General features: G+C 72.8%; 20 protein-coding genes. 8 read left to right on the top strand and 12 right to left on the bottom strand.

Annotated elements, in window-relative coordinates; genetic code table 11:
- Positions 1-340: 340 nt before the first annotated feature.
- A complete protein-coding gene (locus SYYSPA8_RS23840) occupies positions 341-6,553 on the bottom strand; it encodes a SpaA isopeptide-forming pilin-related protein (RefSeq protein ID WP_323449332.1) in 6,213 nt (2,070 codons plus the stop codon).
- Between the two features lie 255 nt (positions 6,554-6,808).
- Positions 6,809-7,846 carry an AraC family transcriptional regulator gene (locus SYYSPA8_RS23835; protein ID WP_323449331.1) on the bottom strand — a complete coding sequence of 346 codons (1,038 nt, stop codon included), beginning with the start codon at positions 7,844-7,846 and terminating at the stop codon, positions 6,809-6,811.
- Positions 7,847-7,950: 104 nt separating this feature from the next.
- Between SYYSPA8_RS23835 and SYYSPA8_RS23830 the strand changes: the two genes are divergently transcribed.
- Complete coding sequence (locus tag SYYSPA8_RS23830) at positions 7,951-8,874, top strand: NAD(P)H-binding protein (RefSeq protein WP_323449330.1); 924 nt, start codon at positions 7,951-7,953, stop codon at positions 8,872-8,874.
- A 19-nt stretch (positions 8,875-8,893) separates the two neighbouring features.
- On the opposite strand, the gene SYYSPA8_RS23825 is transcribed toward SYYSPA8_RS23830, so the two are convergent.
- Positions 8,894-9,394 (bottom strand): nitroreductase family deazaflavin-dependent oxidoreductase, encoded by a 501-nt coding sequence (locus SYYSPA8_RS23825; RefSeq protein WP_323449329.1) that lies wholly within the window; start codon positions 9,392-9,394, stop codon positions 8,894-8,896.
- Positions 9,391-10,653 (bottom strand): acyl-CoA dehydrogenase family protein, encoded by a 1,263-nt coding sequence (locus tag SYYSPA8_RS23820; protein ID WP_323449328.1) that lies wholly within the window; start codon positions 10,651-10,653, stop codon positions 9,391-9,393. Before SYYSPA8_RS23820 ends, SYYSPA8_RS23825 begins: the two co-directional genes overlap by 4 nt.
- 206 nt (positions 10,654-10,859) lie before the next feature.
- Here SYYSPA8_RS23820 and SYYSPA8_RS23815 point away from each other — a divergent pair, with 206 nt between their 5' ends.
- Positions 10,860-12,059 carry a thiolase C-terminal domain-containing protein gene (locus tag SYYSPA8_RS23815; RefSeq protein ID WP_323449327.1) on the top strand — a complete coding sequence of 400 codons (1,200 nt, stop codon included), beginning with the start codon at positions 10,860-10,862 and terminating at the stop codon, positions 12,057-12,059.
- 368 nt (positions 12,060-12,427) lie between these two features.
- Here the strand turns inward: SYYSPA8_RS23815 and SYYSPA8_RS23810 are convergent, their stop codons facing one another.
- A complete protein-coding gene (locus SYYSPA8_RS23810) occupies positions 12,428-13,003 on the bottom strand; it encodes a TetR/AcrR family transcriptional regulator (protein WP_323449326.1) in 576 nt (191 codons plus the stop codon).
- Between the two features lie 104 nt (positions 13,004-13,107).
- On the opposite strand from SYYSPA8_RS23810, the gene SYYSPA8_RS23805 reads away from it, so the two are divergent.
- Both SYYSPA8_RS23805 and SYYSPA8_RS23800 read left to right on the top strand, forming a co-directional pair.
- A complete protein-coding gene (locus tag SYYSPA8_RS23805) occupies positions 13,108-13,806 on the top strand; it encodes a pyridoxine/pyridoxamine 5'-phosphate oxidase (RefSeq protein ID WP_323449325.1) in 699 nt (232 codons plus the stop codon).
- 63 nt (positions 13,807-13,869) lie between these two features.
- On the top strand, positions 13,870-14,568 hold the full coding sequence (locus SYYSPA8_RS23800) for a class I SAM-dependent methyltransferase (protein ID WP_323449324.1): 699 nt from the start codon (positions 13,870-13,872) through the stop codon (positions 14,566-14,568).
- A gap of 29 nt (positions 14,569-14,597) precedes the next feature.
- On the opposite strand, the gene SYYSPA8_RS23795 is transcribed toward SYYSPA8_RS23800, so the two are convergent.
- Together SYYSPA8_RS23795 and SYYSPA8_RS23790 are read right to left on the bottom strand one after the other, a co-directional pair.
- Positions 14,598-15,716: a methyltransferase domain-containing protein gene (locus SYYSPA8_RS23795; protein WP_323449323.1), complete on the bottom strand. Its 1,119-nt coding sequence runs from the start codon at positions 15,714-15,716 to the stop codon at positions 14,598-14,600.
- Between the two features lie 578 nt (positions 15,717-16,294).
- Entirely contained in the window at positions 16,295-16,750 is a 456-nt protein-coding gene (locus SYYSPA8_RS23790) for a Zn-ribbon domain-containing OB-fold protein (RefSeq protein WP_323449322.1), read from the bottom strand.
- Positions 16,751-17,228: 478 nt separating this feature from the next.
- Here SYYSPA8_RS23790 and SYYSPA8_RS23785 point away from each other — a divergent pair, with 478 nt between their 5' ends.
- The 3 genes from SYYSPA8_RS23785 to SYYSPA8_RS23775 all read left to right on the top strand — a co-directional run bounded on the left by SYYSPA8_RS23785 (position 17,229) and on the right by SYYSPA8_RS23775 (position 21,657).
- Positions 17,229-18,413 carry a flavin-containing monooxygenase gene (locus SYYSPA8_RS23785; protein ID WP_323449321.1) on the top strand — a complete coding sequence of 395 codons (1,185 nt, stop codon included), beginning with the start codon at positions 17,229-17,231 and terminating at the stop codon, positions 18,411-18,413.
- Positions 18,414-18,556: 143 nt separating this feature from the next.
- The gene (locus SYYSPA8_RS23780; RefSeq protein ID WP_323449320.1) at positions 18,557-20,848 is read left to right on the top strand and encodes an acetate--CoA ligase family protein; all 2,292 of its coding nucleotides are present in this window, start codon (positions 18,557-18,559) and stop codon (positions 20,846-20,848) included.
- Entirely contained in the window at positions 20,845-21,657 is an 813-nt protein-coding gene (locus SYYSPA8_RS23775) for an enoyl-CoA hydratase/isomerase family protein (protein WP_323449319.1), read from the top strand. Before SYYSPA8_RS23780 ends, SYYSPA8_RS23775 begins: the two co-directional genes overlap by 4 nt.
- Positions 21,658-22,232: 575 nt before the next feature.
- On the opposite strand, the gene SYYSPA8_RS23770 is transcribed toward SYYSPA8_RS23775, so the two are convergent.
- Positions 22,233-22,391, bottom strand: a complete 159-nt coding sequence (locus SYYSPA8_RS23770; protein ID WP_323449318.1) for a hypothetical protein — start codon at positions 22,389-22,391, stop codon at positions 22,233-22,235.
- A gap of 503 nt (positions 22,392-22,894) precedes the next feature.
- Between SYYSPA8_RS23770 and SYYSPA8_RS23765 the strand changes: the two genes are divergently transcribed.
- The gene (locus SYYSPA8_RS23765) at positions 22,895-23,155 is read left to right on the top strand and encodes a GntR family transcriptional regulator (protein WP_323449317.1); all 261 of its coding nucleotides are present in this window, start codon (positions 22,895-22,897) and stop codon (positions 23,153-23,155) included.
- A 74-nt stretch (positions 23,156-23,229) separates the two neighbouring features.
- On the opposite strand, the gene SYYSPA8_RS23760 is transcribed toward SYYSPA8_RS23765, so the two are convergent.
- The 4 genes from SYYSPA8_RS23760 to SYYSPA8_RS23745 form a co-directional block, all read right to left on the bottom strand.
- Complete coding sequence (locus tag SYYSPA8_RS23760) at positions 23,230-23,439, bottom strand: hypothetical protein (RefSeq protein ID WP_323449316.1); 210 nt, start codon at positions 23,437-23,439, stop codon at positions 23,230-23,232.
- 116 nt (positions 23,440-23,555) lie between these two features.
- Complete coding sequence (locus SYYSPA8_RS23755; protein WP_323449315.1) at positions 23,556-24,056, bottom strand: NUDIX hydrolase; 501 nt, start codon at positions 24,054-24,056, stop codon at positions 23,556-23,558.
- Positions 24,057-24,546: 490 nt separating this feature from the next.
- A complete protein-coding gene (locus SYYSPA8_RS23750; protein WP_323449314.1) occupies positions 24,547-24,825 on the bottom strand; it encodes a hypothetical protein in 279 nt (92 codons plus the stop codon).
- A 325-nt stretch (positions 24,826-25,150) separates the two neighbouring features.
- Positions 25,151-25,354, bottom strand: coding sequence for a hypothetical protein (locus tag SYYSPA8_RS23745; protein ID WP_323449313.1), 204 nt, complete (start codon positions 25,352-25,354; stop codon positions 25,151-25,153).
- Positions 25,355-25,649: the final 295 nt, after the last annotated feature.

Below are 25,649 nucleotides of genomic sequence, written 5' to 3'. Positions count from 1 at the left end.
GCCTGCCCCGCCTGCCCCTCGCACCCTGCCCGCTCCTCGTACCCTGCCTGCCCCGTCCGCTCCGCCTGCTCTGCCTGCCCTGGGTCGTGTGAATCGTCTGCTCACCCGGAACTCCGTTCCCGTACGTCCCGTACGCACCGTTCCGGGTCCCCGATCCCGTTCCCGTTCGCGTACGACGCCGACGCCGATGTCCCCCACCCCAGAGGTATCAGCGGTTGCCGGGACCCGGCCCGGTCATTGGGCCGAACGAGCGAGGACGCGGGGGCCTCGTGGCCACCCGCGTCCTCGGTCCGTTCTGTTGTTTTTCAGTTGTTCTCCGTGGTCAGCGCGGTCCGCCGGGTCAGGCGGCGCGGGCCAGGGAGCTCTTCAGCGACTTGACCGACTTGCCGGGCTTGCCGCCCTTGCCCGGCTTACCCGGCTTGCCGGGCTCCCCGCGCTTGTTGGCGACATCCACGGAGATGCCCTCGGAGGCGTTCTCCGCGGTGATCTCCAGCGGGCCGGTGACCGGGTCCTCGGGAAGGACGTACCCCTCGGGGACCGCGGTCTCCAGGAGGTAGTACTCGCCCAGCTCCAGGCCGTCGAACTCGCAGATGCCCTGGACATCGGTGGAGCAGCCGTTGCCGACGGGGGTGTCGGACGGGGTGCCGCCCGAGGCCGAGGTCTGGAGACCCGGGACCCCGTTGGTCTCCCGCCACAGCTCGAACACCGCGCCGGCCAGGTCACGGCCGTTCTTGGCGTCGGTCTTGTGGAGGGTGATCTTCCCCTTCACCACGGGGGTGGGGGTGTTGTCGGCCGTGACCGAGACGCCCTCTTCGGCGTTCGCCGCGGTCAGCACCAGCGGACCGAAGACCGGGTCGGCCGGCAGGTCGTACCCGGGCGGGGCCTGGGTCTCCTGCCAGTAGTACGTCCCGACCTCGACCGTGCGGGTGCAGCGGCCGTCCGCGCCCGTGGTGCAGGGGGTGCCCACGGTGGTGTCCGGGTTGATGCCGATGGTCTGGAGACCGGGGATGCCGTTGGTCTCCTCCCACAGCTGGAACACCGCGCCCGCGAGGGTCGCTCCCGTGCCGGCGTCCTTCTTGACCACGGTGACGTTCCCGGTGACCGGGGCGGTCGGCGTGTTCTGTGCCGTCACCGACACGCCCTCCTCGGCGTTCGCCGCCGTGAGGACCAGCGGTCCGAAGACCGGATTGGCCGGCAGGTCGTAGCCGTTCGGCGCCGCCGTCTCCAGCCAGTAGTACGTACCGAGCGGGACGGTCCGGGTGCACTGGCCGTCGGCTCCCGTGGTGCAGGGGCCGTTCAGCAGCGTGTCCGGGTCCGCGCCGTCGGTCTGGAGACCGGGAACACCGTTGGTCTCCTCCCACAGCTCGAACTCCGCGCCCGCGAGCGGGTCACCGGTGGCGGCGTCGGTCTTGACGACCGTCACCCTGCCGGTGACCGGGGCCGTCGGCGCGTTCTGTGCCGTCACCGACACACCGGCCCCGGCGTTCTGGGCCGTCAGCGTCAGCGGTCCGAAGACCGGGTCCGCCGGCAGGTCGTAGCCCGCCGGAGCGGCCGTCTCCCGCCAGTAGTACGAGCCGATCCCGACGGTCCGGGTGCAGCGGCCGTCGGCACCGGTGGTGCAGGGCCCGTTGAGCTGGGTGTCGGGGTCCGCGCCGCCGGTCTGGAGACCGGGTGCGCCGTTGGTCTCCTGCCACAGCTCGAACACCGCGCCCGCGAGGGTCGCTCCGGTGGTGGCGTCGGTCTTGACGACCGTCACATTGCCGGTGACGGGGGCGGTCGGCTTGTTCGGCGCCGTCACCGACACACCGGCCCCGGCGTTCGCCGCCGTGAGGACCAGCGGCCCGAAGACCGGGTTCGCCGGGAGGTCGTAGCCTCCGGGGGCGGCGGTCTCGCGCCAGTAGTACGTACCGATCGGCACCGTCCGGGTGCACTGGCCGTTGGCTCCCGTGGTGCAGGGGCCGTTCAGCAGCGTGTCCGGGTCCGTACCGCTGGTCTGGAGACCGGGAACACCGTTGGTCTCCTCCCACAGCTCGAACACCGCGCCCGCGAGCGGGTCACCCGTCTCCGCGTCGGTCTTGACCACGGTCACAGCGCCCGTGACCGGGGCCGTCTCCGTGTTCTGGGCATCGACCGAGACGCCGGTGGAAGCGTTCGCCGGGGTGAGCACCAGCGGCCCGAAGACCGGGTCCGCCGGGAGGTCGTAGCCCGCCGGAGCGGCCGTCTCCCGCCAGTAGTACGTACCGATCGGCACCGTCCGGGTGCACTGGCCGTTCGCGCCCGTGGTGCAGGGCCCGTTCAGCTGGGTGTCCGGGTTCGCGCCGCCGGTCTGGAGGCCGGGCAGCCCGTTGGTCTCCTCCCACAGCTCGAACACCGCGCCCGCGAGCAGTGCGCCCGTCTCGGCGTCCTTCTTGACCACGGTCACGGAGCCCGTGACCGGGGCGGTCGGCGTGTTCAGGGCGTCGACCGAGACTCCGGCGGAGGCGTTCTCGGCCGTCAGCCGCAGCGGGCCGAAGACCGGGTCCGCCGGCAGGTCGTAGCCGTTCGGTGCCGCCGTCTCGCGCCAGTAGTACGTACCGGCCGGGACGGTCCGGGTGCACTCACCGTTGGCGCTGGTGGTGCAGGGGCCGTTCAGTACCGTGTCGGGGTTCGCGCCACCGGTCTGGAGACCGGGAACGCCGTTGGTCTCCTCCCACAGCTCGAACACCGCGCCCGCGAGCAGCGCGCCCGTACCGGCGTCCTTCTTGACCACGGTGACGTTCCCGGTGACCGGGGCGGTCGGCGTGTTCGGCGCCGTCACGGACACACCCAGGGAGACGTTCTGCGCGGTCAGGACGAGCGGTCCGAAGACCGGGTCCGCCGGCAGGTCGTACCCGGAGGGTGCTTCCGTCTCCAGCCAGTAGTACGTGCCGATCGGCACGGTACGGGTGCACTGGCCGTTGCCGCCCGTGGTGCAGGTCCCGTTCAGCTGGGTGTCGGGGTTGGCGCCGGTGGTCTGGAGACCGGGAACACCGTTGGTCTCCTCCCAGAACTCGAACACCGCGCCCGCGAGCGGGTCACCGGTGGTCGCGTCGGTCTTGACGACCGTCACATCGCCGGTCTCCGGGGCGGTCGGCGTGTCCGCCGCCGTCACGGTGACGCCCTGCGAGGCGTTCTCGTTGGTGAGCACCAGCGGGCCGAAGACCTGGTTGGCCGGCAGGTCGTAGCCCGGCGGTGCGGTCTCCTCGTACCAGTAGTACGTGCCCACGGGTACGTTCCGGGTGCACTGGCCGTTGGCGCCGGTGGTGCAGGTGCCGGGCAGCATCGTGTCGGGGTTCACGCCACCGGTCTGGAGACCGGCGATGCCGTTGGTCTCCTCCCACAGCTCGAACACCGCGCCCGCGAGGAACGCGCCCGTACCGGCGTCCGTCTTGACCACGGTCACATTGCCCATGACCGGGACGGTGGCCGTGTTCTGCGCGACGATCCTCACGCCCTGCTGGGCGTTCTCCGGGGTGAGCACCAGCGGGCCGAAGACCGGGTCGCCGGGCAGGTCGTACCCGGGCGGCGCGGCGGTCTCCCGCCAGTAGTACGTGCCCTCCTCGACCGTGCGCGAGCACAGGCCGTCGGCACCGGTGACGCAGGAGGCTCCGACCTGGGTGTCGGGGTTGCCGCCGGTGGTCTGGAGACCGGGCAGGCCGTTGGTCTCCTCCCACAGCTCGAAGGTGGCGCCCGCGAGCGGGTCGGCCGTACCGGCGTCCCGCTTGAGGACGGACACCTCGCCGGTGACGGGGGCGGTCGGCGTGTTCGGCGCCGTCACCGACACACCGGCCCCGGCGTTCGCCGCCGTGAGGACGAGCGGGCCGAAGACCGGGTTGGCCGGCAGGTCGTAGCCGTTCGGGGCCGCCGTCTCCAGCCAGTAGTACGTACCGATCGGCACGGTACGGGTGCACTGGCCGTTGGCGGCCGTGATGCAGGGCCCGTTCAGAAGGGTGTCGGGGTCCGCTCCGGTGGTCTGGAGACCGGCGACGCCGTTGGTCTCCTCCCACAGCTCGAACTCCGCGCCCGCGAGCGGGTCACCCGTCTCCGCGTCGGTCTTGACCACGGTGACATTGCCCGTGACCGGGGCCGTCTCCGTGTTCTGCGCGGTGACGGTGACGCCCTGCGCCGCGTTCTCCGGGGTCAGCACCAGCGGACCGAAGACCGGGTCGGCGGGGAGCTGATAGCCGGGCGGCGCGGCGGTCTCCCGCCAGTAGTACGTCCCGACGGCGACGGTCTGCGAGCACTGGCCGTTGACGCCGGTGGTGCACGGACCGTTGATCAACGAGTCCGGGGTGGTGCCGGTGGTCTGGAGACCGGGCAGACCGTTGGTCTCCTCCCACAGCTCGAAGACCGCGCCCGCGAGGAACGCGCCCGTGGAGGCGTCCGTCTTGACGACGGTGACGTTCCCGGTGACCGGGGCGGTCTGGATGTTCGGCGCGGTGACGGTGACGCCCTGCGCCGCGTTCTCCGCGGTCAGGACCAGCGGACCGAAGACCGGGTTCGCCGGCAGGTCGTAGCCCGGCGGTGCCGCCGTCTCCTGCCAGTAGTACGTCCCGACCTCGACCGTGCTGGTGCAGACGCCGTCGGCGCCGGTCAGGCACGGGCCGCCGATCTGGGTGTCGGGGTCGGTCCCGGAGGTCTGGAGGCCGGGGACGCCGTTGGTCTCCTCCCACAGCTGGAAGGTGGCACCGGCAAGCCGGGCGTCCGTCGCCGCGTCCGTCTTGATCACGGTGACGGCGCCGGTGACGGGCGCGGTCGCGGTGTTCTGGACGGTGACACCGACGCCGATCGGCGCGTTCTCCGGGGTCAGGACCACGGGTCCGAAGACCGGGTCCGCCGGCAGGTCGTAGCCGGGCGGCGCGGCGGTCTCCCGCCAGTAGTACGTCCCGGTCTCGACGATCCGCGCGCACTCACCGGCCGCGTCCGTCGTACAGGGGCCGTTGACCTGGGTGTCCGGGGTGGCGCCGGTGGTCTGGAGACCGGGGATCCCGTTGGTCTCCTCCCACAGCTCGAACACCGCGCCCGCGAGCGCGGCGCCCGTGGCCGCGTCGGTCTTCTCGACGAAGACCTCACCGGTGACCGGGGTCGGACTGTTGTCGGCGGTCACGGTGACGCCGGCGGGCACATCGCCGGGCCCGAGGACGATCGGTCCGAAGACCGGATTGACCGGTAGGTCGTACCCGGGTGGTGGCGCGGTCTCCCGCCAGTAGTACGTGCCCAGCTCGACCGTGCGGGAGCAGATCCCGTCGATGCCGGTGGTGCAGGGCCCGTTCATCAGGGTGTCGGGGTCGGCTCCGGTGGTCTGGAGACCGGCGACGCCGTTGGTCTCCTCCCACAGCTCGAAGGTCGCGCCCGCGAGCGGGGCCTGCGACTCCGCGTCCCGCTTCAGCACCCGGACCGGGGCGGTCGGCACGACCACCGCGCAGTCGGGCAGGTCGCCGAGGAAGGGGTAGGCGTGGAACTCCTGCCCACCGCCCGCTCCCACGACACTGGTGTGGGTGATGGAGCCGGTGGAGAAGAAGCGGCCGTTGACACCGGGGAGGGTGACGGTCGTCATCGACGCCGGGTTGCCGACCAGGACACTGCCCTGGAACTGGCCGGTGCCGACCAGCCGTGCGGTGGTGGCGTCGGGGAAGTTCCACAGCAGCCGGGGCCGGAGCACGTTCAGCGGGTCGGTCTCACTGAAGCTGCCGCTGAAGGTGTTGATCTCCGGGTTGGCGCCGAGCATGTTCACCAGCACCGTGGCGCCTGCGGGGATGTTGTTGAACGTGATCCCCTGCTGGCCGCCGGTGTTGGGGTTGGCCAGGTTGAAGTCGACGTTGAAGACCTGGAGCGCCGAGGTCCCGTCACCGGTGAAGGTGGTCTCGAAGTTGTTGTTGACCGCGGTGCCGGTGGCGGGCCGGGTGCCCTGGGCGTCCCGGGCGTAGCACTGGCTGGCCGTGGTCAGCTCGTCGCGCAGGGCCGTGTACGGGGCGGCGGCGTTCGGGTCCTGGACGGTGGTGGCCTCGACATTGCCGGTCAGGGTGCCCGCGTGGCGGACCACCCCGCCCTCGGCGAGCAGGGACTCCCCGGCCGCGACGACGACGTTGCCGCCGGTGGTGAGCCAGTCCGAGCCGAGCGGCGGGGGCACGCGTGAGCCGACGCCCACCTCACCGAGGTTGTAGATGGCGCTGCCGCCGGCGACCTTGTCCTGGTCGTAGTTGCCGAGGACGACGACTTTGCCCTCGGCCTCGGCGGCCCGCTCACGGACGAGGAAGTTGCCGCCCGCGAAGACGTTGATGTTGGCGTCCCGGCCCGCGATGGGCCCGTTGTTGATCCCGGGGTACGGGTCCGGGCAGTCGCCCGGGATGCACGGCCCGAGTCCGCCCGGCAACGGCGCGGCGGCTCGCACCTTCGCGGTGGTGACTTTCTCCGCGCCCGGTGCGGCACCGGCCGATGGCAGGCCCGGCCCGAAGGCCAGCGCGGGCGCGGTCGCGGCCAGGACGGCGCAGGCCATCCAGGACCGTTGTCGCAACCGCGCGACGAGTGATCTCATGCGTCGACTTCTCCTGTGAGGTCTGTCCGGCAATTCTCTGGTTGACAGGCTCATCAGCAGGAGATAGAGGGCGTAGTCGACACTCCCGTACAAATGGAATAAAGAACGGACAATCACCCGCCCGCTCGATTTCCGCTCCCTTTCCGCTCTCTTGCGCTCATTTCCGGGCCCGGAGCGGGCGGGGGCCGCCGGGGACCTCGGGGAGAACCCCGGGAAGGACCTCGGGAAGGACCTCGGGTAGGGAATACCCGTCCATCAGGCTCCCGTGCGCGCGAGAGCGCGGTGTTCACTCGGTCGGACGCCTCGGATCCGTTTGAATGCGACGCTGAGGGCGTACGCGTTGGAGTAGCCCACCTGGCGGGAGACGGCGTCGACGGTGGAGTCGGTCCGGGCGAGCAGGTCGGCGGCCCAGCAGATGCGCCACTCGGTCAGGTACGCCATCGGGGACCGGCCGACGAGTTCGGTGAAGCGGTGGGCGAAGCGGGCGCGGGAGGCGCCGGCCGCGCCCGCGAGCGAGGCGACGGTCCAGGGGTGGGCGGGGTCGCCGTGCATCAGCCGCAGGGCGTGGCCGACCAGGGGGTCCGTGTGGGCGCGGTACCAGGCGGGGGCGCCGGAGCCGGGCAGGGCGAACCACTCGCGCAGGCTGGTGACGAGCAGCAGGTCGAGCAGGCGGTCGAGGACGACCTGCTGTCCGGGGACGTTCCGGCGCAGCTCCTGGGCGATCATCTCCAGCGGCATGCAGCCCTCGGGGACGGCGGGCAGGAGGGCGATCCGGGGAAGGGCGGAGAGGACGCGGTCGGAGACGCTGCCGCGGACGCGGTAGACGCCCTTGAGGAGGACGGTGCCGGTGCCGGCGGGATCGGCGTGGTCGGCGGGATCGGCGAGTCCGGGGGGCCGGGGCCCGGGGACGGCGCCGGAGAGATCGGGGGCGGTGTCCGGGGCGAGGCACATGGCGGCGGCGCGGGCCGCTTCGGCGGGCGTGGTGGCGGGGTGTCCGTCGGGCCCCAGGACCGTGCACTCCACACCGTCGTAGCGGGCCAGCGGCGGGGTGCCGGGGTCGTCGGCGACGGTGTACGGCTCGGGGCCGGTGACGATGGCGACGTCGCAGGGGGTGAGCCGGACGGGGGTGTGGCCGTCGGACATCACCCATGCCTCGCCGGAGAGGACGGTGAGCAGCGCGAGGGGGGTGCCCTGGGCGAACCGGAGCGACCAGGGCGGCAGCAGGGCCGACCGGTCGAACAGGGCCCCCTCGGGGCGGACACCGTGGAGCAGGTTCGACAGGGCGTCATCCATGGCGTCGATTCTAGGAGCGGGGGACGGGGGCGCGAGACGATGGGACATCGAAATGAGAGGAACAGCCATCGCGCGTATCGGTGGGGGCGGGTTCACTGGTTTCCATGACGACGAGTTCTTCCACCCCCGCCCCTTCTCCCGCTCCCTCTCCCGCCTCCTCTGCTCCCTCCGCTGCCTCTGCTCCCTCCCCTTCGGTGCTGGTGCTCGGCGGCACCGGTAAGACGGGCCGCAGGGTCGCCGCGAAACTGGCGGCGCTCGGTGTCCCGGCCGCGGTGGCGTCCCGCCGCCCCGGGGCGGGCCGGGTGCGTTTCGACTGGACGGATCCCGCCTCCTGGGCCCCGGCCCTGAAGGGGGTCCGCGCGGTCTATGTCGTGGACTCCGAGGGCCCGGACGCCCCCGAGCAGGTCCGCGCCTTCGGCCGGCTGGCCGCCGAACTGGGGGTGGAGCGGCTGGTGCTGCTGTCCGCGCGGACCTGGAGCGAGCTGCCGGACCCGGACGGCACCCTGCTGGCGACCGAGCGGGCGGTGCGGGATGCGGGCCCGGAGTGGACGATCCTGCGGCCGTCGTGGTTCGCGCAGAACTTCACGGAGGCCGAGTGGCTCGCCCCGCTGCTGGCCGAGGGGGAGCTGCGGCTGCCCGCGGGCGAGGGGCGTGAGCCGTTCCTCGACCTGGACGACCTGGCGGATGTGGCGGTCGCCGCGCTGACGGAGGAGGGGCACGCGGGGCGGGTGTACGACCTCACGGGCCCCCGGGCCCTCACCTTCCACGAGGTGGTGGCCGAGATCTCCCGGGCCTCGGGCAGGACAGTGACGTACACGCCGGTCACGGATGACGAGTTCCGTACGGAGATGGCCGGGCGCGGCCTCCCGGCGGAGGTCACGGAGGTGCTGATCCAGCTGTACGGGCACATCGGGCGGGACGGCAGCGCGAAGCCGGGGGACGGGGTGCGGGAGGCGCTGGGGCGGGAGCCCCGGGAGTTCGCCGACTACGCCGGGCGGGCGGACTTCGCCGGTCCGGGCACGGCGTGACGGCACGGGAGAGCGGGGTTCACGGGGGCGGGGCGGGGCGGCGGGTCAGCCGGAAGAGTCTGATCCGCCGGTCGATCCGGGCCTGGTAGGCGGCGTACGGGGGCCAGAAGTCCAGCACCCGGGCCCAGGTCTCCTCCCGTTCCGCGCCTTCCAGGAGCCGGGCCGTGACCGGGAAGTCGTCGCCCTTCCAGTTCATCCCGGCGTCGGGGTGGGCGAGCAGATTGGCGGTCCAGGCCGGGTGGTGGGGCCGGCCGAAGTTGGAGCCGACGAGCACCCAGGTGCCGTCCTGCTCGGGCATGCAGGCGAGCGGGATGGCGCGGGGCAGGCCGGTCCTGGCTCCCCTGGCGGTGATGACGGCGCCGGGCAGCATGCGGGTGCTGGGCAGGACCCGGCCGCGGGTCAGCCGGTGCACCCAGTGGTCCAGGGCGGGGACGACGCGGGGGGCGAGCCGGGCGAAGGCGCGGGTGGCGGAGATCCTGCGGGCGGCGCGGACGGTGAGGGGCGGGCGTCGGGTCGTCATCGGACGGTGGCCTCCGTTCGTCGAGTCTCGTCGTTTCGTTCGTGCTCTTCGTGTGCTTGGGGGGTGAACAGCCCGGAGCGTTCGGCGGCGTGGGCCCGCAGCCGGTGGACGGGGCCGAAGAGGAGTTCGTCGCCTGCGGCGCGTTTGAAGTAGAGATGGGCGTCGTGTTCCCAGGTGAAGCCGATGCCGCCGTGCAGTTGCACCGCTTCGGCCGTGACCGCCCGTACCGCTTCGAGGCATTGGGCCAGGGCGAGGGCACCGGCGTCGGCGGGTTCGCCGGCGGCGTGGTGGGCCGCCGAACGGGCCGCCCGGACCTGGACGTACAGGTCCGCGAGCCGGTGCCTGACCGCCTGGAAGGAGCCGATGGGCCGGCCGAACTGCTCCCGTACGCGTACGTGGGCGACGGTCCGCTCCAGCGCGGCCGCCGCCGTCCCCGCGGACTCGGCGGCGACGAGGACGGCGGCCCGCGCGCCGACGTCGGTGAGGGCACCGAGGACATCCGCCGTGCCCGTGTCCGTGTCTGTGCCCGTCTCCGGGCCCGTCTCAGGGCCGAGGAGGGCGGCGGGGGTGTCGCGGAGTTCGACACGGGCCTGGGGGCGGGTCTCGTCGAGGGCGGTCAGCCGGGTACGGGTGAGTCCGGGCGCGTCGCCGGGGACCAGGAACAGCAGGGTCCGGCCGCGCGGGTAGCCACCGGCGCGGGCGGCGACCAGCAGCAGTCCGGCGCTGTGCCCGGCGAGAACGCGCTCGGCCTCCCCGTACAGCAGCCAGCCGCCATCGGGCGCCGGCCGGGCCCGGACACCGCCGCAGCGGCCGCCGCCCGACCACTCCACCGCGGCGTTGTCACAGGTCAGGCCGAGTGCGGTGGGCAGGCTGCCGCCGGGGAGCGCGAGGGCGCAGACAAGGGTTCCGGCGGCGGCGCGGGGCAGCAGTTCCGTCCGCTGGGCGGGGGTGCCGAGGGCGTCGATCAGGGGGGCGGCGAGCCCGGCGGTGGCGAGCAGCGGGGAGGGCAGCAGGGCGCGGCCGGTCTCCTCGTACGCCGGGGCGGCTTCCGCGGGTCCGCAGCCGGCGCCGCCGAGGGCGGTGGGGAGGGTGAGGCCCGGCAGCCCGATGTCGGCGGAGAGGCGCTGCCACAGGTCCCGGTCGTGGCCGTCGGGGGTGAGGACGGCGGCCCTGACGCGGTCCGTCGCGCACTCCGCCGTGAGCAGGGCGCGCAGGGTGCTGCGGATGGCTTCCTGTTCGGTGGTGGGAGCGGTGGCCATGGACACCTCCAGAACTGACGGCTCGTCATATTAGGGCGGGGGAAGGCGGATGCCCAGAGGGCCCCGGATCCGTATGGCCGATGCGAGATCACGGACCCGCGCGCCTGATGCGAGGGTTCGGGATCCGCACGCCTGATGTGAGGGTCACGGACCGCATACCTGATGCGAGGGTCCGGGATCCGTACGTCTGATGTACCGTCAGCTTCATGTCCGCCAAGCCGCGCACCCCGCCCGGCCGCGGTTCCGCGTCCCGCGGGGTCGTCGTCGCCGGTGTCGCCCTCGCCGACTGCGGGCGGGTCGACCACGCCACCCCGTACGCCCTGCACGCCCAGGCCGCACGGCGGGCGCTCGCCGATTCGGGACTCGACCGCTCGGTGATCGACGGCCTCGCCTCCGCCGGCCTCGGCACCCTCGCGCCCGTCGAGGTGGCGGACTATCTGGGGCTGCGGCCCCGCTGGGTGGACTCGACCTCCGTCGGCGGCGCGACCTGGGAGGTGATGGCCGCGCACGCGGCCGACGCCATCGCCGCCGGCCGGGCGAACGCGGTCCTCCTGGTCTACGGCTCCACCGCCCGCGCCGACATCCGGGCGGGCCGCCGCACGGGCGACCTCTCCTGGGGCGGCCGGGGCCCGCAGCAGTTCGAGGTGGCGTACGGGCACACCCTGATCGCCAAGTACGCGATGGCCGCCCGCCGCCATATGCACGAGTACGGGACGACGGCGGAACACCTGGCCCAGGTCGCCGTCCAGACCCGGGCGCACGCCGCCCGCAACCCGGAGGCGATGTTCCGGGACCCGCTCACCGTGGACGAGGTGCTGTCCGGGCCGCTGATCGCCGACCCGTTCACCAGACTGCACTGCTGCATCCGCAGCGACGGCGGCTGCGCGGTGCTCCTGGCCGCCGAGGAGTACGCGCCCGACCTGGCGCAGGCGCCGGTCCGGGTGCTGGGGACCGGGGAGTACGTCTCCCACTCCGCGCTGTCCGGGTGGGAGGACTTCACACTCTCCCCGGCGGCGGTCTCGGGCCCTCTCGCCTTCGAACGCGCGGGCCTGACCCCGGCGGACATGGACTTCGCGCAGATCTACGACGCCTTCACCTATATGACCCTGGTGACCCTGGAGGACCTGGGCTTCTGCGCCAAGGGCGAGGGCGGCCCGTTCGTCGCGGACGGCCGCATCGGCCCCGGCGGCCCCCTGCCGGTGAACACCGACGGCGGCGGCCTCTCCGCCTGCCACCCGGGCATGCGGGGGCTCTTCCTCCTGGTCGAGGCGGTCCGCCAACTCCGCGGCCAGGCGGGCGCCCACCAGATCCACCGCGCTGACGGCTCCCTCCCGAGGCTGGGGGTGGCGTCGGGGACGGGGGGGTGGTTCTGCTCGTCGGGGACGGTGGTCCTGGGCGCGGACTAGGCCTGCGTCGCGGCGGGTCGCGGCACCCTCGGGAAGACTGTGGCCGTCACACCACGCACCAGAGCGGCGGACGGAATGAGCCGGACCGGAAAAATACGCGCGGCCGGCCGGGGCGCGCCGGGCGTACGCCTCCTCGGCCAGGCGGCCGGGTGCGTACCGGCCGACGTGCGGGCGAGGAAGTCCCCGGTGGCGCCCGTGAAGGCGACTGTGCCCCGCTGGTGATGGGCCGCTGGGTGGGGTCCATGCCGACGGTCGGCTCGTCCAGGAGAAGGATGTCGGTGCCGTCGCCGGATCGGGCCCGTGCGGACCACGTGCTGTTCGCCGAGGACGAGGGGCGGTGTCCAGCCGTCCTTCGGGCCGCCGCCCTGTCAGTCCTGCGGGATCAGCCGCTCCACCAGCGTGGTCAGCAGCGCGGCGGCCTCGTCCGGCGGGAGGACGTCGGGCAGGGTGAGCTGCTCCACCGTCAGCCAGCTCGCGGCGAGATGGATCAGCCGGACGGCGTCCGCGTCCCCGGGCAGGCCCGCCGCCAGGTGGTTCGTCACGTTGAGCGCCATGTCGTCGCGGACCTGTTCGGTCAGCAGGGCGCGCAGCTGCGGGCGGCGGGTGGCCTCCAGGCGGAGTTCCAGCAGGGCGAGATAGCCCGTACGGAAGGCCGCGACCCGCTCGACCGCCAGCCGGACCAGCTCCGCCAGGTCCGCCCGGGTGACCCGGCCCCGCAGCAGTTCCTCCGCCGCCGCCTCGTCGGGGCGCAGCCGCTCGTAGACGCGGGCGCCGGCCTGGTTGAGGAGGTCGTCGCGGTTGGCGAAGTAGTTGGACGCGGTGCCCTTCGGGACGTCCGCCTCCGCGTCCACCGCCCGGAAGGTGAGCCCCCGGGCGCCGTCGCGGGCGAGCACTTCGATCGCCGCGTCGACAAGGGCCGCCCGCCGGGCCAGGTTCTGCCGCATCGTTCCGCTTCCTCCTGCTGCCATCACGCGGCCGGCGACTGATGTCCGGCCACGCCGACCACTATAAGCGGAGTACTACGGTTCGAGTGGTGTTCACTGGCGGCATGAGCCATGACACCCCGCCCGCGCGGCACGATCCGTTCCACGCCCACGACGCCTTCGCCGCGCTCCTGCGCGAACAGCGGGTCTGGGACATCGACCTGCCCTCCTTCGACCCGGCCGACGCGCCCGGCGATCCGCTGCCGCTCTTCCACCGGTGGTTCGCGGAGGCGGTCGCGGCCGGGCAGCCCGAGCCGCACACGATGACCCTGGCCACCGTGGACGAGGAGGGCCGGCCCGATGTGCGGACGCTGATGCTCCACGACGCGGACGCCGCCGGCTGGCACTTCGCCTCCCACTCCACCAGCGCGAAGGGCCGCCAGCTCACGGCCCGCCCGGAGGCCGCGATCGGCTTCTACTGGCCCGCCCAGGCCCGCCAGATCCGGCTGCGCGGCCCGGTGACCGCCGCACCCGCCGCCGAGAGCCGCGCCGATCTCGCGGCCCGCTCCACGGGCGCGCTGGCGGCCGCGCTCACCGGCCGGCAGAGCGAGATCCTGCCGGACCCCAAGACCCTGGCCCACGCCTCGGCGGAGGCCTGGGCCCGCGCCCAGGCGGAACCGGACGCCCCGGTCCCGACCTGGACCCGGTACGTCCTCGCCCCGCGCGAGGCGGAGTTCTTCCAGGGCGACGCCTGGCGCCGGCACGTCCGGCTCCGCTACCGGCGGGAGGGCCGCTCCTGGAAGCGGGAGCTGCTGTGGCCGTAGCGATGGCTCCGCAGGTTCGGCCGTTCCGCTGCGCCCGGGGGCCGGGCCAGGTACGGAGGAGGCATGACGCAGACAGCCGATCCACAGTCCTTTGACCCCTTCGCCCTCGACTACGACCGCTTCGTGAGTCTCCTTCCGGGGCAGAACACCGCCTGGCTGCTCGGTCTCGGCCTGAAGGGCGAGCGCGCCCTGGATGCCGGCTGCGGTTCGGGGCACGCGGCCGAGGCCCTGGCGGACAGCTTCGAGGAAGTCGTCGGTCTGGACCTGAGCGCTCCCCTGATCGAGATCGCCCGGGCCAGGAGGGCACGGCCCAACGTGCGCTATGTGGTCGAGGATCTGTTCGAGCAGAACGACGAGGACGGCTTTGACCTGGTCTACAGCCATACGATGCTGCACCACCTGGAGGACTGCCGCGCGGGCCTGGAACACCTGAAGAGCCTGGTGCGGCCCGGCGGCACCGTCGCACTGATCGACAACGTCTGCGACCCGTATCCGACGCCGCCGCGCCGCGCGTACACCTGGCCCGCGGTGTGGGGCTTCCCCGGCGAGATCCGACGCGTGGGACTTCGCGACGCGTGGTTCCAGCTGCGTTTCTGGCACAGCCGGCCCTGGCTGGCCCACCTGCTCAGCGACCGCTATCTGTCGCGCGCCCGGTTCCGCGAGCTCTACGGGAGTGTCTTCCCCGGGGCCCGGTTCGACGACCTCGGCTTCGCCCTGGCGATGACCTGGACGGCTCCGCCGAACGGGGACGGTGTCCAGTGACCCGGCTGCCGGCCGCCGGCCGCCTCACGTCATCGCCCGCCCAGGGTCCAGCCCGGGCCCTCGGGGTTGTCGAGCCAGACGCGTTGTTCGTCGGTGGTGACGGTGATGCCGTAACGGTCCGGGGCAGGGCGACCCGCGTTCCGGTAGGTCCGGTGCGCCTCTTCGAGGGCGGTCCAGAGGGAGCGCGGTCCCGCCTCGGTGACGGTGGCGTCGGGGCGGGCCTCAGCGATGGAGCCGTCGGGGTGCCAGACGCGGGCTCCCGTGATCCCACCGTCCTCGCCCCGGTCGTACTGCCAGGTGAGTCCGGGGACGGCGAGGCCGGCGAGAAAGCGGAAGCGGCTGTCGGCGATGGCTCCGGCGGGGAGGGTGGAGGGGCGACCGGGGCCGGTGGGCACAGGCGGGCGGCGGGTCGGGACGCCGCCGGCCGGGGTGTGGCGCAGGGGCGTGAAGAAGGCGCCGTGGGGGAGGAAGCGGCCGGTGGCGGTGGAGGGGCCGGTGGGGTGGACGCGGGCGAGGGCGTTGCCGAGGGGGGCGAGGAGGAAGCCGTCGGCAGTGAGCTGCCGGAGCAGGGCCGGGGGGACGGTGGTCAGGCCGCAGGTGACGATGATCCGGTCGTAGGGGGCGTGGTCGGGGACACCGAGGGAGCCGTCGCCGGTTATCACGGCCGGCCGGTATCCGGCGGCGGCCAGGCGTTCGCGCGCGGACCCGGTGATGTCCGGAGTGATGTCGACGGTGGTGACACGGTCGTCGCCCAGGCGGTGGGCGAGCAGGGCGGCGTTGTAGCCGGTGCCGGCGCCGATCTCCAGCACTCTCATCCCGTCCCCGACGGCGAGCGCTTCGAGCATGGTGGCCATGAGGCACGGCTGCGAGCTGGACGAGGTCGCCGCCCCGCCGGTGCGGTGGGTGACCAGGCCGCGGTCCTCGTGGACGGCGGTCAACCACCGCTCGCGCGTCGCCGGGTCGTCGCCGGAGACGCGTTCCCCGGAGGGCCCGTAGAAGTACGGGACGAAGATGTGACGGGGGACCTCCTCGAACGCGAGGAGCCACCGGGAGTCGGTGAGGTCGCCGGAGTCCATGAGGGCCTGGGCGAGGGCGCGTCGGGCCTCGGCGGCGGCCGGGTCGGTGGGGTCGGTGGGGTCGGTGGTCATCGGCGGGTGGGGCCTTTCTGGAGGAGGTCGGCGATGGCGCGTGCCCTGACGGGCTCGGAACCCATCAGCGACCACCTTGTCAAGACCCTCACGCCACCCGCCGCTTAAATCCCTTAAACGCTTTGGACGGCACACCTGTACGAGGTCGGCCTCGCGCTGCCCGCCCGCGTCGATACGAGGACGTCGCGCTCGTCCGGGGCCCCGGCTGCCCGACCCGCGTCGGTACGGGTACCTCGGCCTCCCGTTCGGGGCCTCGGCTGCCTTGCCCGTGTCGGTACGGGGTCCCGCACCCTTCTTTCCCCCGCCGGGGGTACGGTCCGCCTTCGCTTGCTGCGTGGGCGGGGGTGCAGGGTCGCCCCCGCAGGGGATTGGCGGAGGCTCGCCCGCACCGGACCTCGTGAGTACGCTCGCCGACCCCGAGGAGGTGAGCCCGGAGGCCCCGCCAACCCGCACCACCACCCGGGCCCGGGACAGGCCGCACAAATTCCAGCCCCTTGGGGGTCCCCCCGGACGGAGTCTGGGGGAGTTTGAGGCGCAGGGGTTCGGGGACTGGTCCCCGACGACGGACCCGCACAGGCTCAGGCCGCCGCGTCCCCCCTCCCCGCACCCACCCCCCGCGACGGCCGGAACACCGGCAAGCACAGCTCCGGTGCCGCCCGCCGGAAGGTCGCCTCCAAGGGCATCGAGACGCGGAGCGCCTCCGGCGGGCATTCCACGATCTCCGTCGACATCCGCGGCCCTTCCGCGAGGTCCACCACCGCCGCCACGTACGGCAGCCGCAGCCGGAACGGCGGCAGGTCGTTGCGGTGCACCACCGACCAGGTGTAGAGGGTCGCGCGGCCGCTCGCCGTCTCCCAGACGACGTCCGCGCTCCAGCAGTACGGGCAGAACTCGCGCGGGTAGTGGTGCGCCCGCGCGCAGCCCCGGCAGCGGCGTACCAGCAGTCGGCCCTCTGCCGCCGCTTCCCAGTACGGGCGGGTGAAGTCGTCGATCTCGGGCAGTGCGTGCGGTGGCGGGGTCGGGGCGGCGGCCATCGCTGGGACTCCGATCGCGGGGTCGGGCCGGGGGCTCCGGCGCGGCGGGCGGTCGGGCTCCGGAGAGCCCGGTGGCGTACCCGGAAAACCGTTTCCGGAAAGCTGCTCGGACCGGCCTTCCGAAACCCGTTCCGAAACTCGTTCCGAGAGTCCGTCCCGAAAACCCGTCCCGGAAACCCGTTCCGGACCGGCCTTCCGGATGAGCGATCCGGACAAGTGATCCGGAAGGGCGATCCGGAAGGGTTCTCCCGGCGGACACCCACCACCCACACTCCTGACGGAATGTCAGTTGACCTGACCGGCCCACCCGTACGCAAGAGGTGTGCGTGAGAAGCGGAGGCCATCGGGGCGCGAAGGGCGCACAGGGCGCCGAAGACGGACGGATCGCGCCACCCCCCGTCCACATGTGATCGATTCCGCGGGAATTGCCGACTTGACCGGGACCAATCAACCCCCTCCGCCGCTACGCTCACCGCCCATGGACCGAACGGACGACACGCCCGTCTATGTCATCGGCGCCGGCCCCGCCGGACTCGCCACCGCGGCAGCGCTTCGCGCCCGAGGCGTCCGGGCCGTGGTGCTGGAGCGGTCCGGTGCCGTCGGCTCCTCCTGGCGCGGCCACTACGACCGGCTCCATCTGCACACCCCCCGCGCGCTCTCCGGGCTGCCGGGGCTCGCCATCCCCCGCCGCTTCGGCCGCTGGGTCTCGCGCGACAACATGGTCCGCTACCTGGAGAAGTACGCCGCGTACCACGATCTGGACATCGTCACCGGCGTCGAGGTCACCCGAATCGAGAAAGCCGAGAAAGCCGAGAAAGCCGAAAACGCGGAGGCAGCGGGCGACGGCTGGCTCCTGCACGCCACCGGCGGCCGCCGCCTGGCCGCCCGTACCGTCGTCGTCGCGACCGGCTACAGCCACACCCCCCGGATCCCCGACTGGCCCGGTCTCGACGGCTACACCGGCAAGCTGCTGCACGCCCGCGAGTACCGCGAGCCCTCCCCCTACCGCGACCTCGACGTCCTGGTCGTCGGCGTCGGCAACACCGGCGCCGAGATCGCCGTGGACCTCGCGCGGGGCGGCGCCGCCCGGGTCCGGCTCGCCGTGCGGACGCCGCCGCACATCCTCCGCCGCTCCACCCTCGGCTGGCCCTCCCAGCGCACCGGCATCCTGGTCCGGCGGCTGCCCGTACCCCTGGTGGACCGGGCCGCCGCGCTGCTGACCCGGGTCGCCGTCCCCGATCTCGCGCCGTACGGCCTGCCGCGCCCGGAGACCGGCCTGTACACGCGGGTCCGCCAGGGCGCGAGCCCGGTGCAGGACATGGGGCTGATCGCGGCGGTACGGTCCGGCGCGGTACGCCCGGTGGCCGCGGTGACCGCCTTCGACGGGGAGAGCGTGGTCCTCGCCGACGGCGGCAGCGTCGCGCCGGACGTGGTGATCGCGGCGACCGGCTACCGGCGCGGCCTGGAGGGCATGCTCGGCCACCTGGAAGTACTGGACCCGGGCGGCCGGCCGCTGGCCCGGGGCGGCCGCTCCCCGAAGGGCGCGCCGGGGCTCCACTTCACCGGCTACACCAACCCGATCAGCGGCATGCTCCGCGAGATCGCGCTCGACGCGGACCGTATCGCCCGGGAGGTGGCCCGGGCCCGGAGGCGGTCCGGCTGACCCCCCGGCCACCCACGCGCAACCCAGCGCCGCACCCCACTCCCCGTTCCCCATCTTCCTGACAACCAGTCAGCTGAGTAACCTGATGCTGCGTCAGTTACGCGTCAGTCACTTGGCAGCGAGAGCGGGAACGGGGCCCACCGATGCTTGGATCCACACGCGGCACCCTCACCTCCGACCTCCGCGCACGCGTCGTCGCCTGCGGGGAGACCCCCCGGGACGCCGTCGTCCACGACACCGCGCCGGCCTCCGTCACCCCCGGGGACACGGATGTCAGCGGCCGCCCCCTGTACGCGCCCGTCCCCGACCTCGACCGCTTCTTCCGGCCACGCTCCGTCGCCATCGTCGGCGCTTCCGACGGCGAGGGCCGCCCCAACACCGGGATCACCCGCCAACTCATCGCCTGGTCACAGCGGGTCGGCGCCCGCCTCCACCCCGTCCACCCGGCCCGCCCGGCCGTCTTCGGCCTGCGCTGCGTGCCCACCGTCGCCGCGCTCCCCGGGCCCGTCGATCTCGCCGTGCTGCTCGTCGCCGATCCGCTCCCCCTCATCGGCGAACTCGCGGACGCCAAGGTCCCGTTCGCGGTCGCCTTCGCCTCCGGGTACGCGGAGACCGGCACCGACGGCGCACTGGCGCAGGAACGGCTGGGCGACGCCGCCCGCCGCGCCGGCGTGCGGCTGCTCGGCCCGAACACCAATCTCAACGCCTTCGAGGAGTTCCGGGACGACCTCGAAGGCCCCGCCATCGCGCTCATCACCCAATCCGGCCACCAGGGCCGGCCCCTCTTCGCCCTCCAGGAGCTGGGCATCCGGCTCTCCCACTGGGCGCCCACCGGCAACGAGGCCGACCTGGAGACCGCCGACTTCCTCTCCTACTTCGCGCAGCGGCCGGAAGTCGGCGCGATCGCCTGTTACGTCGAAGGGCTGAAGGACGGCCGCTCCTTCCTGCTCGCCGCCGACCGGGCGGCCCGGCGCGGAGTCCCGGTGGTCGCCGTCAAAGTGGGGCGTACGGAGACGGGCGCCCGCACGGCGGCCTCCCACACCGGCAAGCTGACCGGCGCCGACCGGGTGGTGGACGCGGCGATGCGCCAGTACGGGGTGATCCGCGTCGACGGCCTCGACGAACTCCAGGACACCGCCGCCCTGCTGGCACGGGCCCGGCCGCCGGTCGCCGACGGCGTCGCCGTGTACTCGATCTCCGGCGGCACGGGCGCCCACTTCGCCGACCTCGCCACCACCGCCGGCCTGCGGCTGCCGCGCCTGTCCGCCGCGAAACAGCGCGAGCTGCACCAGTGGATCCCGGAGTACCTGAACGTCGCCAACCCCATCGACAACGGCGGCCACCCCGTGGGCGACTGGCGCGGCCGGAAGATCATCGACGCGCTGCTCGCCGACCCCGCCGTCGGCGTGCTCGTCTGCCCCATCACCGGCCCCTTCCCGCCGATGAGCGACCGGCTGGCACACGACCTGGTGGCGGCGGCGGAGACCACGGAGAAGCTGGTGTGCGTGGTGTGGGGCTCCCCCGTGGGAACGGAGGCCGCCTACCGCGACACCCTCCTCGGCTCCTCCCGGGTGGCGACCTTCCGCACGTTCGCGAACTGCGTGGGGGCGGTACGGGCCTACCTCGGCCACCACCGTTTCGTACGGGAGTACCGCTCCCCCTTCGACGACGCCCCCCGCACCCCCTCCCCCTCCTTCCGCAAGGCACAGGCCCTGATGCGGCCCGGACAGCAGCTCAGCGAACACGCGGCCAAGCAGCTGCTGCGCGCGTACGGGATCCGGGTGCCGCGCGAGCAACTGGTGACGAGCGCGGCGGCGGCGGTCCGGGCGGCCGCGCAGGTCGGCTACCCCGTCGTCATGAAGGCGTCCGGGGCACAGCTCGCGCACAAGACCGAACTGGGCCTGGTCAAGGTCGGACTGACCTCCGCCAGCCAGGTGCGGGACACCTACCGGGAGCTGATCGACATCGCCCGGTACGAGAACGCCGCGCTCGATGGCGTACTCGTCTGCCAGATGGTCGGACACGGCCTGGAGACCATGGCCGGGATCACGGGCGACCCCCTGTTCGGGCCCACGGTGACGATCGGGCTCGGCGGCGTGCTGGTGGAAGTGCTCCAGGACACGGCCGTACGCGTACCGCCCTTCGGCGAGGGCGAGGCGCGCGCGATGCTCGACGAGCTGCGCGGGCGGGCGCTCTTCGACGGGGTGCGCGGAGGACCGCCGCTCGATGTGGACGCCCTGGTGGAGGTGGTGCTGCGGGTCCAGCGCATGGCCCTGGAACTCGGCGACGACCTCGCGGAACTGGACATCAACCCGCTGGTCGTCCTGGAACGGGGGCAGGGCGCCGTGGCGCTGGACGCGCTGGCGGTCTGCCACCCGGAACGGGAGCCGGCCCCCGACGCCGAGGCCCCCGCGGAACAGGAGGACGGCGCATGACCGCGTCAGACGACACCGCCGACCGGGTCCTGCACCGGATCGAGGACGCGGTGCTGTGGCTCACCCTCGACCGGCCCGAGGCGCTGAACGCCATCACCCCCGCCCAGCGCGACCGGCTCATCACCCTCCTGGAGTCCGCCGGCGCCGACCCCGCCGTGCGCGCGGTGGTCCTCACCGCCACCGGCCGGGGCTTCTGCGCGGGCGCCGACCTGCGGGCGCCGGCCGGGGCGGCCCCGGCGGAACGGGCCGTGGGCGATGTCTCCCGCACCCTGCGGCGAGGCGCCCAGCGGCTCGTCGCCGCCGTCCTCGACTGCGAGAAACCCGTGATCGCGGCCGTCAACGGCACAGCCGCCGGGCTCGGAGCCCAGCTCGCCCTCGCCTGCGATCTCGTCCTCGCGGCGGAAGAGGCCCGTTTCATCCAGGTCTTCGCCCGCCGGGGCCTGGTCCCCGACGGCGGCGGGGCCTATCTGCTCCCCCGGCTGATCGGCCCCCAGCGGGCCAAGGAACTGATGTTCTTCGGCGACGCGCTCACCGCCACCGACGCCGAACGGCTCGGCCTGGTCAACCGGGTCGTCCCGGGCCCCGAGCTGGCACCGACGGCCCGCCGGTGGGCCCACCGCCTGGCCCAGGGGCCCACCCGGGCCCTGGCCCTCACCAAGCAACTGGTCAACGCCTCGCTGGAGAGCGACCGGGGGACGGCTTTCGCGGCGGAGGCGGCGGCGCAGGAACTGAACATGGGGACGGGGGACGCCAAGGAGGGGGTGGCGAGCTTCGTGGAACGACGGAAGCCAAGATTCGGGGGCCGCTGAAACGCCTCTGCCGGCTGGGGTACGGGTGGCCTGCGTCTGCGCGAGGTCGGCCTGGCGCTGTCCGCCAGCGTCGATGCGGGTACGACGCGCTCGTCCGGGGCCGTGTCGGTACGAGGCTGGCCTCGCGCTGCCGGACCCGTGTCGGTACGGGGTCCCGCACACCTTTTCCCCCCGCCGGGGGTACGGTCCGGCTTCGCTTGCTGTGTGGGCGGGGGTGCAGGGTCGCCCCCGCAGGGGATCGGCGGAGACCCACCCGCACACAACCCCGTGAACACGCTCGCCGACCCCGAGGAGGTGAGCCCGGAGGCCCCGCCAACCCGCACCACCACCCGGGCCGGGCCGACCCGCACAAACCAGCCTCGCCGACGATCACCCGGCAAAATCCAGCCTTGTGGGGTCCCCCCGGACGAAGCAGACCGTACACCCTGCGAACTCGGAAGGCAGCAGTTCAGGCATAGAAAAGAGCCCCACCCGGCACGTGGCCGAACGGGGCTTCTCTGGCGTTGCGGATCTACCAGAAGTTCAGATGGGCCGTGTCGTACCGGCGTGGCCCATCGCCATACAGGACCACGCAGTCAGGGCACGCGTACAGGGTCACCGGGGGGGCCGCTGGAGCGGTCCACGATGCTGACGGGTACGGCTCCGGTGGTGGTGCGCTTGCAGTCCACGCATACGGCGCTGAACGGTTCCGGGGCTCCGTCGTGCAGCGCGGTCACGAACACCTCGGCGGTCATGCGGTCACACCCGTCGATGTCCACGCTGCTGCGGGGAACGGGGCTCCCGGGTAGCTGTACGGAAGGTCTACGCCCCGGGTGGCGTAGTAGAGGGCCCTCCGGCGCTGCTGCTGTACGGCGCGGAGCCTGAGTGTGGTTTCGGCCTGCTGCCAGAAGATCGCGGCGGCTTCTTCTTTCGTCGGTCCGGTCCAAGGGCGAGACCACGGCGAGACGGGGGCAGGCTCAGTGGACGGAACGACCGGGACGAGTTCGGGGGTGGCGGTGCGGTGTCGGCCCCGGGCGGGGAAGAGCAGGTGTAACACCCATGTGAGGGCGTGGACGGTAAGGTCTCGCATGTCGTTTCAGCTCCACGGGCTGTCTCGGCGGAGCCCCGATGGACCGTTCGCGCGATCTGTCGGGGCGTTTTCGTGTCTGACGGCAGGCGAACCTATATAGGTCCGTCTAGCCCTGTTCAGTCCTGTCTAGACGGATAGTCGGTGTGCTCTGTGGCTACGCTCTGTGTCATGGCAGCGCGTGAGATCGACCCCCGGGCCCCGGAGCCCCCGTATCGGCAGATCGCTGCCGACTTGACCACCGAGATTGAGCGGGGCGATTTGGCTCCGGGGAGCCCCCTTCCGTCTGAGAAGGCACTTACGGAGCGGTACGGGGTCGCGCGGAACACGGTCCGTGCTGCCCTCGCCGTGCTCAGGGAAAGCGGGCTGGTCTTCACCGTCACGGGTCGGGGCACGTACATCCGGGACCGGTCCGACCAGGGCGACGCTTAGCTCTGACGCACCGGTGCCCCGGCCCGTGCCCGTATCGAGCACGGACCGGGGCCGGTCACACGGTTCCCCTACGGTCAGGCCGGCCCGTTGCGTCGGTCCTCCGCGCGCATCTGGACACGGTCCTTACGCTCCTGCCGGCGAAGGTCGGTCGGAAGCTCCTTGAGAAGGGCGTTCCGGTGCGCGGCTTGCTGAGTGTCGGCGGGGGTGACGGGGCCGTCCGTCTCGCGACTGGCCTGCGCCTTGACGGCTTTCACGGTGGGCGACGCCTTCTTCTTACCGAACACGGGCTCTCTCTGCTGTACGGGATCAGGGTGTGGTGCCCGCCCCCGCCGTGACCGTTGCCGTGAGGGACACGATTTCGGATCAGGTGGCGGGGGCGGAGTTCTGATGGGTGCGGGTACTACGGGGCAGGCGACCCGAAGACCAGCGGGGGCAGGGAGTCACCGCGTCCCTGAGCGTGGAGGGCGGCTCGGATGCGGCGTTCCTGGTACGGGAGTACGTACGTGACCAGCTCCGACGGCGCCACCCATCGCAGGTCTTCCAGTTCGGCGCGGGCCGTGTCGGGGATCGCTGCGGCCTCGGCCTCGGGGCCCGTGAGTACGCCGCCGTCGAAAACGAAGTTGAAGCCTTCGGCGGTGCCGGTGGCCGGGTTGGCGGGGACCTGATCGATCACAACCGCGTGGGTCAGCTTGAGACGCAGCCCGGTCTCCTCGGCCAGCTCGCGGGCGGCGGCGTCGGCGATGGACTCGCTGGCGTGCGCCCCGCCTCCGGGGAGTTGCCAGGCGCCGTCCTTGTAGGTGGGCTTCACGAGCAGGATGCGGCTGATCGGGTCCTGGACGAGGACCACGGCTCCGATCCGGCGGCGGGGCGGGGCGGTGGGGTCGATGTCGGCATGCGCCATGGGTATCTCCTTCGATTGGAAATGCGGTGGATGGGTCGGGTCAGGTGGCAGGGGGTCCGGGGACAGCCGGCGTCCCGGCGCACATGGGGCACGGCTGCGCGCAGGGGGGAAGCAGGGGGCAGATCTTCCGGGCGGTGGGCGCGGGCAGCGGAGTGCCGCCGGGCTTGACGAGTTCGGGCATGGCTCTCTTCTCGGGAAGGGTGTGAAGGGGTTGGACCCCGGTCGACCGGTGCGGGGGACGGGGCCGACCGGGGTCAGGGAGCGCAGGGTGGGGGGTGCTCCCTCAGCCTCCGGGCAGCAGGGTGGGGTGCGTGCCCGGAGGGAATCAGGGGCCGGTCAGGCGGGCGAAGGCGGGTGGGCCGTGGCCTCGTGTTCCGCGCGGGCGTCCTGGGGGATCAGGACACCGTCGTAGTCGCCCCGGGCCGACGCGGCACGGATGCAGACGCCGAACGGGAGGCAACACGCCTCTTCGGACGGAGGGCGGGATGCCTCAGCGGCAGGGGTCGGCATCATCGTGCCCGGAGCCGTCACAGGCGTTCTGACCGGCGGCATCTTCGGAGGTGGACCAGCTCACCAGCTCCCGCGCGGCGGCCATCTCGTCGTCGGACGCAAGCAAGTGATCAAAAACCCCCGCGCGGACATCGTTCACGAACACGGTGAGCGCGACGCGGGGGACGACGATCCGCACCTCCGGCACGACGCAGTTGTACAGCTTGACCATGCGCAGCTCGAACGATCCGTCCGGGGCGGTTTCGACGTGAAGCGTCATCAAAATGCCTTTCGGAAGTCGGCGTTGGACGGGCCCCGGCGAGCGGAATGGGGGGCACGCCGGGGCCCTGGTGTTTCCGGGATGCACCAGGCGGTGAGGTCCTGGCGTCCGTCCGGGAACGGGTCCGCCCGGATCGGCGTCGGGCGGAGTCAGGGAGTGAGGGGCGTAGTGGGCGCCGGCCGGATATAGGCAGTCCGACCGGCGCCGGGGGCACTTCCCTCAGCGGTGCCCCGCACCGTCGGCCCCTGGTGTGCGGTTCAGGGGCCGAGTACCGCCCCGTGGCTAGCGTTGTGCGGTGCGCTGCCACTTGAGGCGGTAGTCGTGGTCAGTCCGGCAGATACCGGGACTGCGGGTAGAGGTCATGTACGACGGCACCGGTCAGCAGTCCGCCGGCGGCAAGGTACCCGCCCCCGAAGATCAGTACGGTGGTCAGTGCGTCGGCAGCGCCAAGGCGGCAGCGCATCCACACCGGGCGGTGACGGGCGGGCGGGGCGTCGTCAGGGTGTATCGGGTCTGGCGAAGGTTCCATGTGCGTTCCCTTGTCGGCTACGGGCGTTGATCTCGGCGAGGGCCGGAGAGAGCTGGTCAGCGGTGGTCGCGCGCCGGATGTCCTTCCGCGACGCGTCCCACTCGATCCCGCCCCCGGGCGGCCGGAGTGCGTAGCCCAAAGGTTGAACATCTATGACCAGGCCGACCCGGCGGCGCACGGTGTCGAAGGCAAGCTCGCCGAGTGTCAGTTCGCTCTCAGGCACGACATCCCTCTCCGTAGCTGCGCTACTACTGGACACCGGTAGCGTGGACCAGGGGCGGGCACATCTTCAACT

It is taken from the genome of Streptomyces yaizuensis (assembly GCF_034961445.1).
Taxonomy (GTDB): Bacteria; Actinomycetota; Actinomycetes; order Streptomycetales; family Streptomycetaceae; genus Streptomyces; species Streptomyces yaizuensis.
Note: the sequence above shows the minus strand (reverse complement) of the source record. Positions and strands in the feature narration are given on the sequence as shown.